The sequence below is a fragment of the Clostridium kluyveri DSM 555 genome, from assembly GCF_000016505.1.
GTDB lineage: Bacteria > Bacillota > Clostridia > Clostridiales > Clostridiaceae > Clostridium_B > Clostridium_B kluyveri.
In genome coordinates, this window is sequence record NC_009706.1 from 1,807,017 (window position 1) to 1,817,887 (window position 10,871).

Genomic DNA, 10,871 nt, shown 5'->3' on the forward strand with positions numbered 1-10,871 from the left:
GCACCCCAAGAAGGGTATATTAAAAAAGTCATTAATTGTTTTGTTTCCTTGTATCATCCGTCTTTCCTGAAATGGTACAATGAAATTTTAATTCAATGAATTTTTATATCTAATCATATTTACCCATTTACCCATCAATTATACCTCTCACCCACACCCATAGTACAGGTACATTTTGAAACTCTAATGATTTTCACAGAAAAACATTTATACCTAAAACAGTTTTAGAATAAATTAACGTAATCATTTATGGAATAAAGGTAATGATAAGTTTGAGGTATAAATTTATATTTTTAAACTAAAGAAGGTGTTTTTTTTATGAAAAAGTTTTGTGGTTTACGCTGTGGTATCCTCATAATTACAATACTATTTATATGTTCAAATTGTTCGAGTGTTGGATATACCGATAATTTAGCTCTATCCAACAATAAGTCTAAAAATATTCAGGAATGCCCTAAAGAAGTATTCTTAACTTTTGATGACGGGCCAAGCGTAAATAATACAGGAAAAATATTAAAAATATTAAATGACAACAATATAAAGGCTACCTTTTTTGTGGTTGGAATAAAGGCTGAAGAAAATCCTGAAGCACTAAAAGAATTAAGTAATAGTGGTATGTGTATAGGAGTTCATACTTATTCTCATAATTATAAAAAAATATATAAAAGTTTAGATGCTTATATTAATGATTATGAAATGTGTAAAAGTACAATAAAAAAGATAACAAATAAAGAACCTATAAATTATACTCGATTACCAGGCGGCTCAACTAATCTGATAATCAGTAAAACAAACTTAAATTTAATAAAAAAGACTTTAAATGATAAGGGAATAAAATATGTAGATTGGAATGTTTGTTCAGGTGATGCAGACAGTCATGAAGTATCTGTTGAGAAAATAAAAAGAAATGTTAAAACTCAATGTCAGAATAAAAAAATTGCAGTAATACTTATGCATGACACATATTATAAGCATTTTACAGTAGAATCTCTGCCTGAAATAATAGCATACTTGAAAAACCAAGGATTTGTCTTTAGAACTTTTGGAGATTTAACTGAAGTAGAACAGAAGGAAATGATAGACCTTGAAATAATAAATAAAAATAATGTCCGATAATAAGGCTAGTAAATTAACTACTAATCTTTTATTTTGTTTTGAAATATTTAATAAAAAAACTTTATTATTGGTAAAAATTATCAACTTTATGCCTATCGCACATACCTTGATATTTTACCTACTTAGAGGTATAAAACTATAAATTTGATTATTGAAAATAATAGGTTTTTAGCCTCTAGTATATAGGGGTACAAATCTAAAGTAAAAAAATAAGCACCTATGCCAGGCACCTATTTTCGGAGTATTAATATCAAATACTAATTAATGTTAATCATTGAAAATACATCATTTTCCCTAAAAATTTAAACTTTATATATTTTATGTCTAATATATGGAATATGACTTGCCTCTAATAGCATCTGTATTTATTTACATACATTTGAAAATAATGTATTATTACATTATTAAAGTAAATCAACTTTTTAAAAATTGTTTTTTATTAATATTTATCATATATTTGATTATATCCCATTTGCTTTTCAATACATGACACGGATGCTCTTTTTACTCCTGAAGGTAAAATGAATGTGTGGTTTATTCAGTAGTTTTTGTATTAGAAGTCTGTTTTTTTCTGGTGGTAGTTGTACGTGAAGCCTTCTTCTGTTCCATCTCCTGATGTTGTGATTTTAATTCTAATATTTCCTTTTCGCTTTGCAGCTCTGCTTTATCTTTAACAGATTGAATATCTTCGCCATTCTTGATATTTAGTTTGGTTATTTGGGTATTTAATTTTTCAATAACATAATCTTTTTCTTTAACATTGTTATTTAATTCAACGTTTATGGTACTTTCAAATAAAATAAAACTAGAGTATTTTTGCTTTAGTTAAGTCAGTAAACAATATATGAACAATGTGTATTTAAGTATAATTAAATTAATTACCTACTAATATATTTAAAAAAATATTTCTAATTTGACATAATAAATATATATATGTATATTATATATAGACCGGTAATCATAGTATGAAATAAGAAAGGATAATAACTCAATGAATAGTAAAACTAATTCACGAGAAAAAATGGTTGCAGCAGCAGAAAAACTTTTTCAGATTAAAGGATTTAATGCTACAGGATTAAATGAAATTTTAAAAGAAAGTGACTCACCTAAGGGGTCTCTATATTATTATTTTCCTAATGGAAAAGAAGAACTGGCTTTAGTAGCAATAGAATCAGCAGGCAAGCACATACATAATAAATTAAGTGCTGAATTAGACAAATATTCAAATCCTATATTAGCTATACAATATGTTATAAAAAACATAATAGAAGCGTTAAATATAGAAGGTAAACTTGAAGGCATTTCTATAAGTTTGTTGGCCTTAGAGAATTATTTATCGAATGAGTCACTAAGGGAATCTTGCAAAAAGGCTTTTATAGTTTTGGAAGATATGTATGCTAAAAAGTTAATTAGAAGTGGATTTCCTAAGAAAGTTGCACAGGAATTAGGTATGGTTATTGAAGCGATTATTGAAGGAGCAATTATTGTATCACTTACAAAAAAAGATACTACTTCGCTGCTAGGTGCTAGTAACCAAATAGGTATTTTATTAAGTCATTATATTTAGCTTATTATATAGCTTAGTTATTACTAAGCTAGTTTTATGCATTTTATATTGACCAGTCTAAATATTATAAGGAGTGTTGATTTTGTGAAAACAGAAATAATTAAATTTGAAGAAACAAAAAAAAAGAAAGAATATAATGTAAAAGTAATTATGGCTGTACTGCTATTTGGAGGTTTCTTATCACTATTTAACGAAACTATACTAAACGTAGCATTATCAAAATTAATGGCAGAAATGAATGTTACAGCTATAACTATACAATGGCTTGCTACTGGATATATGCTAATTGTTGCAATTTCGGTACCAACTTCAGCTTTTCTTATCCATACTTTTACTACAAAACGATTATATTTAGGAGCAATGACATTGTTTTTAACTGGAACTGTTCTAGCAGTATTTTCTACATCTTTTCCAATGCTTTTATTTGCAAGAATGGTTCAAGCAACGGGAACTGGTATATTAGCACCTATTATGATTAATACAGCTTTAGCAATAAATCCACGTGAAAAGCATGGTTTTGTAATGGGAATATGTACTTGTATAATATTAGTAGGACCTTCATTAGGACCTATAGTTTCAGGTACATTATTACAATTTTTTAATTGGAAGTCATTATTCATAATATTAATTCCAATGATAATTATCTGCATGATTGGCGGTGCTTTATATTTAAAAAGTGCAATAGACCTAACAAAACCTAAAATTGATTATTTATCTGTATTGCTGTCAATAATAGGTTTTGCAGGAATTGTATATGGAATAAGTATAATAGGGTCAAACTCAAATATGCTAAATATTATTCTTATTTTTACAGTAGGTATAATTGCATTAATTTTATTTAGTAAACGTCAACTATCGTTACAACAACCAATGTTAGACATACGTGTATTTAAGCATCCTTATTTTACATTAGGTGCAATATTAGTTATAGTGATTCAAATGGTTCAATTTTCAATGAATATGGTTTTACCGATGTTATTAGAAAATGGGTTAAAATTATCTTCTTTGATGTCGGCCTTGGTTTTATTTCCAGCAGTTCTTGTATGTAGCATTATGACTACTATATCAGGTAAAATTTATGATAAGGTTGGAGGAAAAACATTAATTCCACTAGGTATACTAATAATGTGTATTTTCTTAGAGATATTATCACGTATTCAACCTTCTACGTCTATAATAACAATTGCTATTTTAAATATTTTTTTATACTTTGGAATATCTCTAGCATGGTCGCCTAATCAATCAAATGCACTTAATCAAATACCAATGAGAAATCAAGCAGATGGTGTTGCAATATTAAATACTTTCATTCAATTAGGTGCAGCTTTTGGTACACCTTTATTTATAGGGCTTATGTCAGCTGGTCAAAAGGGCTATCTAAATAATATAGGTAACCTTAATGATCCTAAAAGCCAGGTGCAAGCACTATATAGCGGCTTTAGTTATTCAATAACAGTTGCAGCTATGATTATTGCAATTGTTTTTATATTATCCTTGTCTCTAAGACATAAAACAAAAAAATACAGCTAAAAATTCAACAAAGTAAAAAATGAATTGAGGAGTGCTGAAATTAAATTTTAGACACTCCTCAATTATTATTAATTTGAATCTATACATGCAAAAAAATCAATATGATTTGTTGTACTATCAGTATTATTAATTTAAATATATAGTTAATTCATTATATTTTACAACTGCGTATTAATTATAACTTTATAATATCTCTATGATACTTTACTTTTACTAATTTCTTCTATGACTTTATAGAGAGTAGGTTTACTTATATTAAACATATTACATAGATTTTTTACTGTTGTTTTCTTCTGCTTATATAATTCATATATTGCTTTCTTTTTATTATCATCAAGCTTTGGCTTTCTTCCACCTTTTCTTCCGTAAGCGGTAAATTGGTTCTTTCTAATCTTAATTGAAGTTAAAGTGCTAAAGTATTAAAATATAAGTATATATTTTATAAGCGATGGTGATAATCATGGAAAAACTTTTTAAATCTCTTGATACTGAATTAGAAATTTTAGATTATAAAATCAAATCAGATAAAATAATAATAACATTAGTTTCTAATAGAAAAAATGTTGTTTGTCCTTATTGCAACCAGGCTTCTCAAAAAGTTCATTCTTTTTATCAACGAGAAGTCAAAGATCTTCCTATTATGGACAAGAAAGTAATCCTGCTTTTGAACACCAGAAAAATGTTTTGTGATAATCCGATGTGTTCGCATAAAACTTTTGCTGAACGTTATAGTTTCCTTAGATATAAAGCTAGAAAATCAGAAAGGCTAATCCAAAGAATTCTTGATATTTCAGCCAGTGTAAGTTCAATGACAGCAGCTGATTTTTTATCCAAAAACATTGCAGATATAGGGAAAAGTACAATTTGCAGCTTGCTTAAAAAAAACCCCACAGATTGTTGATAAAAATAAAGTGAAAAAGATTTGTGTGGATGATTTTGCTTTTAAAAAAAGATATACATATGGGACAATCATGATTGATATTGATACTCACCGAGTTATTGATGTTCTTGATTCACGTGACAAAGATAGGGTAATTGAATGGCTAAATACATACCCTAATATAAAAGTTGTATCCAGAGATGGATCACGTACTTATGGTGCTGCAATAAAGGCATCTCATCCCAATGCAATTCAAGTTACAGATCGATTTCATCTGCTGAAAAATCTATCAGAAGCTGTTGAAAAATATATGTGCAGATTATATCCATCAAGACTTGAGATTCCGGCAACATCTACTACTCTTTCTCCAGAAATGGAGGCACTCTATAACACTAGAAATCGAAGAGAAAGGATTCTATTTGCACGTAAAAAATATAAAGAAGGATATACTCAATCTGAGATTGCTTTACTACTACATTCAGCTATTTCGACAATCGGAAAATATCTTACAATGTCCGAGTCAGACATACCAAAATCCTCGTCATCTACAAGAGAAAGTCAACATCAAAGGGAAATATTAAAAAAGAAAACTAAGATTGAAGAAGTGAAATCAATGTTTCAACGTGGCACTCCCGTAGATGAAATATGTAGAAAAACAGGCCATACCTATCAAACAATTATGAACTACGTTTCTGGAAACTATTCACTTGTAAATGGTAATTATGATAATCGAAGGCCTGGAAAACTACAAAAATATGAAGACGAGGTTGTTTTATTGCGTTCACAGGGAATTACATATAAAAAAATAACAGAAATAATTGGGAAAAAAGGTTATACAGGAACTGTAGATGCACTTAGGGTTTTTATGCAGAAAGAACGAGAACATCATAAAAACTCAATACTACATAAAGAAGACAATAAAAAGGAATATATTGCACGGAAGTGGATGATACAGTTGATATATCATAAACTTGATAACATAAAGGGAATTACGAGCGAACAATATGAAGAAGTGCTAAAAAAATACCCAATTATAGGACATATATACAAACTTCTTAGACAATTTTATGAAATTATATTTTCAAAAAAATGCAATGAACTTGATCAGTGGATGCGTGAAGCAAAAGAATTAGACATATGTGAAATAGATTCCTATATATCAGGACTAAAAAATGATATAAATGCTGTAAAAAATGCTATTAACTATAATTATAACAATGGTTTAGCTGAAGGAAGTGTAAATAAACTTAAGTTAATTAAAAGAGTTATGTATGGACGTCAGAACTCGGATTCTGTGCTAGGAGTGCTTTAATTAGACTTTGTGAAAGACAAAAGTATATAAGTTCAGCTAAAGTATATAAGTTCAGCTAATGATGGTTATTACATAGGAACTCACATTCCAGCTATAGAGAGCCTGCCTTTTAACTTCCAAAGATACAAAGAAAAGATTAAAGTAATTGAGCATAATAAAAAACTCCAAGAGGAAGATAGCAGACATCATAATCAATACCAGATGGAGGTTAAAGGTATGCAAATGTTTGTAACTAAAAAATTGATTCCTGAACTAGAACTTTTAAAAGCAGAAATTGAATCCATTAGTATTAAGGATGTTGTCGAAAAATACGAAGGTATCGAATATATAGCTAACAACTTCGAGAAAATATTGCAGGAGGGGTCAAAATGGAAGAAAGAGAAATCATAGGTATAATAAAGCCTTTGCTTAATAACTACGGTATAGAGGAATTTGATGCACTAAAACCACAAACACAAAGGCGATTAGTCATGATGGAAAAATACTTTCAAAAGTGCATTGAAAAATATGCAAATATAAAGCAAAATATACGCCACTTAGACTTATCTGTTCGTGGTATATGCAAAGGTTCAAATGTAGGAAAAACTACAGTTTACAACAATCCTGATATTTTAAAAAAGTACATTGAAAAACGTATTAATGATATTGAATGTAACGTATTAATTATTCCTAAATTAGAATTTAATACTTTAGTGAATAAAGTTGAGTTATTACAGTCTAATTTAAATAAAATGCTTGTAGATATAGCTAGGTTCGAAAATATGAGAGTAAAGGTTAAAAGTCTTGAAAAGATAATTGCAAATCTTGAAGTTCAAAAGATAGCTCTACAGCATGAACTCAATAAGTCTGAAGCTGAAAAAGACGAGCTACAAAGAGAATTTATAAGAAAAAAAAGCAAGATTGTTAGTATTTATAAATAATATATCAATACTTTTATGAGTCTGTAAAATAAAGGGGCGTGAAAATAATTATGTGTATTCTCTTTCTTTAGACAAATAATTTTGAAATGTTATACTTTATAAGTTGATGTAAATTAATATAAATAATTGCGAATTATTAATCAATATTACATTGCGGATTAACCCCCTCGTTTTGGACAGAATCTAATAAATTCTTCATTTCTATTAAATTTAGACCCTTATTTGAATGTTTGTTAGGTTTTCTTCAAAATAAAGGTTATAAAATTCATGTGGAGCCATAAATCTTAAACTTGAATGTAATCTCCTATTATTGTAGAATTCCATAAATTCATTTACTATTTTGTATGCTTCTCCATAGCTTTGAAATTCATTAATTTTTAAACACTCATCCTCAAGTATTCTGTGAAATGATTCTACATGTGCGTTTTTATTTGGCGTCTTCACTGGTATTCTCTCATGTTCAATTTTAAGTTCTTCACAGCATTCATCAAATTTATGACTTATAAACTGGGGTCCGTTGTCTGTTCTTATTACTGGCTTTTTAGAGTCTTCCTCAAACAAGTTTCTTCTTATTAAGCACTTCCTCAGTAGTGCTGCAGCATCTTTAGCCTCACAGTGTAAACCCATGTGGTAATCTATAATGCTCCTATCAAAGATATCAATTAAATTTAGTAAGTAGAAGAATTTATCCTCACCTTCTATATAGCCATATTTTATATCCATTTCCCATAGTTGATTTGAGCCTGTTATAGTTCTGTTAATTGCAATATTTCTCTTTATTTTAGTTCTAATTATTCTCTGATCTTTAAGTATTCTGAGCTCTTTGCAAAGCCGATAAACCTTCTTATGATTAATCACAAGATTACAATATTTTCTTAAATGGTAAGTTATTTTTCTATATCCATAGTTAATAGCATCCCCGTCAATGGCCTCCAAAATAAATTCCTTAATCTGATCATCGCATACTTTCTCACCATCTCTGTTTATACTATATCCTTTTGGCTTTCCACCTTTAGGCCTAGTCTTTTCTTTGCCTTCTACACTTAAATTATAGTAATATGTTGATCTTCCGAGTTTAACTACTTTAAGTACAAATACTGCATTGTATCCTTGCTCTATATACTTTTTAGCTATTTCTACTTTTTCCTTAATTGAGGGTTTGATTTTTTTATTAAATCTCTAAGAATTGCTATTTCTAAATCTTTTTCTCCTAACAATTTTTTTAGATGATCATTTTCTTTTGTTACCTCTGTCAGCTCATTTTCAAGTTCTTTTTCTCCCTCAACTAAAGCTTTTCTACCAGGCTTAATTTTAATCTCATCCTTATCCTTAGAATTCCTTATCCACGTAAATATAGTTGATTTTGAGAGCCCATGTCTCCTTGATACCAGTGAAACATTTCCTACTTCTTTCACTTCTCTTAATACCTCTTCTTTTAATTCTTTCGTATAACTTTTTCCTTTCATAGTTTACCTCCAATCACTTTCTACATTATAATAAATATAGATGTAATGGTCCAAACCTATTTAGGGGCTTAAGAGGAAATGAATTTAGATAAAAACTATAAAAATTTCTTTAGGGACAAACTTGTAGGATTTCCTAAATTGAAAAGTAAAAAAACAATTATACAACAAATGATCAAGAAGGAATCACCTATATTAAAAATAATCATATAATAACACCTAAATTAAAATCTATAATTAAAATAAAGCAACATAGAGAATTTGTGGGACTAATAAAATTCTGTACTATACCAGAAGTACCAAGTGGTAAATATTACGTTTTAATTTTAGTAGATACCAAAAATTTCACAACCACTTAATTGGCAAATACAATCCACCTGCTGAAAGCAGGTGGTAGTTGAGTTTAAATCATATCCTCAAATAAATTCTTATATTTGTGTGCTATTTCTATTTATGTTATTAACTTGAAAATTTTCCTAAACATGTGCATTTTTATTTTTTCCTTGAATTACGTTCAATTCATTCATCTTTTTTATCTCACGGTATATAAAAATTAAAGATATCATTGCAGTAAAAAAATCAGATAATGGAACAGATACAAAAACACCAGTAACCTTGAAGAATATTGGAATAACCAGCATTAATGGTATCAAAAATAAAAATTGCTTCATTATTGATAGAAATAATGCAGGCTTAGGTTTACCAATATACTGAAAAAAACTTGCAGCAATTACTTGAACACCTACTAAAGGACTCATAAGTAGGATTACTCTTAAAATAGGAACCGTCAATGCTATTAATTCATTATCAGATGTAAAAACACCCGCTATTTTATTTGTAAAACTAATAATTATAACTAAAAATCCCAATGAAATTACAACCGATGTTAAAATTCCAAGTTTTAAGCTTTGTTTTACTCTATTGAATTTTTTAGCACCATAATTAAATCCTATAATGGGCTGAAGAGCTTGTCTAATTCCATACATAGGAACGGTAATAAACCCGAATATACGATTATATATACCAATTGCAGAAAGATATAAGTCAGATCCTCCATAAATTCTCAATGAATTATTTAAAACTATGGATAGAATTCCATAAGCCAGTTGAGTCATAAACGTTGATACTCCTAATGAAATCGCTTCCTTTAATAACTTTATATTAATTACTAAATTTTTAACTTTTACTCCTAAAATTTTACTATTAAAACAGATGTATACTAATAAAAATATAAAACATATTATTTGGGAAATATCTGTAGCAATGGCAGCTCCTTTTATCCCATATTTAAGTCTTGTAACCAATATGTAATCTAACGGAATATTAATTACAGGTCCTATTATCATGCTTATCATAGCAATATTAGCATGCCCTTCTGATTGTATGATGCTATTGGAAACAATACTAAAAACGAAAAAAACACTACAATATAAAGTAATTCTAAAGAATGTTACAGCATAGGGTAGTATGGTTTCCGAGGAACCAAAAATATACAATATAGGTCTGATGAAAGCCAGTCCTATAACCATAATTAAAATTCCTAATAGAACAGAAGATGTTAATGCAGTACCCACAGCCTTTTCTGCTCTTAGTTTATTTCCGGCTCCAAGACTTCTGGAAGTTATAGAAGCGATTCCAACTCCGATCATTTGAGAAAGAGCCAGTATTATTTGTTGAATAGGAAAGACTATAGATAAAGCTGCAATTCCTAAGCTACCATTAGCCTGATTACCTATAAAAATTGCATCAATAAGATTATATAATACATTAGCTAAAAATACACTTATGGCAGGAAGAGAAAACTTAAAGAGTAATGTTTTGATATTACCTTCCAGAATGAAATTTTCAAGTTCAGTCATATTATTACCTCCAAAAAAGTTATATTGAATTATATATTTATAATAGATTGTTAATTATCAATTCCTATAATAGCGTATTGTGCTAGTTGATTCATCGTATTGAAAATATTTGCTTTTTTATGATAGAACTTTCTGCTTTGTAAAAATTTAAGTCATTCTTTTCAATGGTTCCAGAATTTAACTAGCACAATAGGATATAATAACAATTTTATCTTAATGGATCA

General features: G+C 28.5%; 11 protein-coding genes and 1 pseudogene. 8 read left to right on the forward strand and 4 right to left on the reverse strand.

The features are described 5' to 3' along the window. Positions 1 to 318: 318 nt before the first annotated feature. From CKL_RS08450 to CKL_RS08460, 3 genes are all read left to right on the forward strand, one after another. Positions 319 to 1,116 carry a polysaccharide deacetylase family protein gene (locus tag CKL_RS08450; protein ID WP_012102114.1) on the forward strand — a complete coding sequence of 266 codons (798 nt, stop codon included), beginning with the start codon at positions 319 to 321 and terminating at the stop codon, positions 1,114 to 1,116. A 991-nt stretch (positions 1,117 to 2,107) separates the two neighbouring features. Continuing rightward, positions 2,108 to 2,683 (forward strand): TetR/AcrR family transcriptional regulator, encoded by a 576-nt coding sequence (locus tag CKL_RS08455; protein ID WP_012102115.1) that lies wholly within the window; start codon positions 2,108 to 2,110, stop codon positions 2,681 to 2,683. An 84-nt stretch (positions 2,684 to 2,767) separates the two neighbouring features. Beyond that, a complete protein-coding gene (locus CKL_RS08460) occupies positions 2,768 to 4,213 on the forward strand; it encodes a DHA2 family efflux MFS transporter permease subunit (RefSeq protein WP_012102116.1) in 1,446 nt (481 codons plus the stop codon). Between the two features lie 194 nt (positions 4,214 to 4,407). Here CKL_RS08460 and CKL_RS21525 read toward each other — a convergent pair whose 3' ends face one another. Further along, on the reverse strand, positions 4,408 to 4,611 hold the full coding sequence (locus CKL_RS21525; protein WP_341271437.1) for a helix-turn-helix domain-containing protein: 204 nt from the start codon (positions 4,609 to 4,611) through the stop codon (positions 4,408 to 4,410). A 50-nt stretch (positions 4,612 to 4,661) separates the two neighbouring features. On the opposite strand from CKL_RS21525, the gene CKL_RS20650 reads away from it, so the two are divergent. From CKL_RS20650 to CKL_RS08475, 4 genes are all read left to right on the forward strand, one after another. After that, positions 4,662 to 5,114, forward strand: a complete 453-nt coding sequence (locus tag CKL_RS20650; RefSeq protein WP_012620503.1) for a transposase family protein — start codon at positions 4,662 to 4,664, stop codon at positions 5,112 to 5,114. 10 nt (positions 5,115 to 5,124) lie between these two features. Next, positions 5,125 to 6,405 carry an ISL3 family transposase gene (locus CKL_RS08470; protein ID WP_012102118.1) on the forward strand — a complete coding sequence of 427 codons (1,281 nt, stop codon included), beginning with the start codon at positions 5,125 to 5,127 and terminating at the stop codon, positions 6,403 to 6,405. A gap of 216 nt (positions 6,406 to 6,621) precedes the next feature. Then, positions 6,622 to 6,795: a hypothetical protein gene (locus CKL_RS20275; RefSeq protein WP_012102119.1), complete on the forward strand. Its 174-nt coding sequence runs from the start codon at positions 6,622 to 6,624 to the stop codon at positions 6,793 to 6,795. Further along, positions 6,774 to 7,325: a hypothetical protein gene (locus tag CKL_RS08475; RefSeq protein ID WP_012102120.1), complete on the forward strand. Its 552-nt coding sequence runs from the start codon at positions 6,774 to 6,776 to the stop codon at positions 7,323 to 7,325. The genes CKL_RS20275 and CKL_RS08475 overlap by 22 nt, the downstream gene beginning before the upstream one ends. A 210-nt stretch (positions 7,326 to 7,535) precedes the next feature. Here the strand turns inward: CKL_RS08475 and CKL_RS08480 are convergent, their stop codons facing one another. Next, positions 7,536 to 8,489, reverse strand: coding sequence for an IS3 family transposase (locus tag CKL_RS08480; protein ID WP_148204824.1), 954 nt, complete (start codon positions 8,487 to 8,489; stop codon positions 7,536 to 7,538). Continuing rightward, positions 8,462 to 8,791 carry a transposase gene (locus CKL_RS20655; protein WP_011989064.1) on the reverse strand — a complete coding sequence of 110 codons (330 nt, stop codon included), beginning with the start codon at positions 8,789 to 8,791 and terminating at the stop codon, positions 8,462 to 8,464. Before CKL_RS20655 ends, CKL_RS08480 begins: the two co-directional genes overlap by 28 nt. Before the next feature lie 75 nt (positions 8,792 to 8,866). On the opposite strand from CKL_RS20655, the pseudogene CKL_RS21260 reads away from it, so the two are divergent. Further along, a pseudogene (locus CKL_RS21260) lies at positions 8,867 to 9,132 on the forward strand (RNA-guided endonuclease TnpB family protein); the annotation flags it as partial. A 132-nt stretch (positions 9,133 to 9,264) separates the two neighbouring features. On the opposite strand, the gene CKL_RS08490 reads toward CKL_RS21260, so the two are convergent. Further along, on the reverse strand, positions 9,265 to 10,647 hold the full coding sequence (locus CKL_RS08490) for an MATE family efflux transporter (protein WP_012102121.1): 1,383 nt from the start codon (positions 10,645 to 10,647) through the stop codon (positions 9,265 to 9,267). Positions 10,648 to 10,871 lie beyond the last annotated feature (224 nt).

Excerpts from the sequence above, each read along its gene's own strand:
- CKL_RS08450 (WP_012102114.1), top strand. The coding sequence starts at position 319 with ATGAAAAAGTTTTGTGGTTTACGCTGTGGTATCCTCATAATTACAATA.
- CKL_RS08455 (WP_012102115.1), top strand. The coding sequence starts at position 2,108 with ATGAATAGTAAAACTAATTCACGAGAAAAAATGGTTGCAGCAGCAGAA.
- CKL_RS20650 (WP_012620503.1), top strand. The coding sequence starts at position 4,662 with ATGGTGATAATCATGGAAAAACTTTTTAAATCTCTTGATACTGAATTA.
- CKL_RS20275 (WP_012102119.1), top strand. The coding sequence starts at position 6,622 with ATGCAAATGTTTGTAACTAAAAAATTGATTCCTGAACTAGAACTTTTA.
- CKL_RS08475 (WP_012102120.1), top strand. The coding sequence starts at position 6,774 with ATGGAAGAAAGAGAAATCATAGGTATAATAAAGCCTTTGCTTAATAAC.
- CKL_RS20655 (WP_011989064.1), bottom strand. The coding sequence starts at position 8,791 with ATGAAAGGAAAAAGTTATACGAAAGAATTAAAAGAAGAGGTATTAAGA.
- CKL_RS08490 (WP_012102121.1), bottom strand. The coding sequence starts at position 10,647 with ATGACTGAACTTGAAAATTTCATTCTGGAAGGTAATATCAAAACATTA.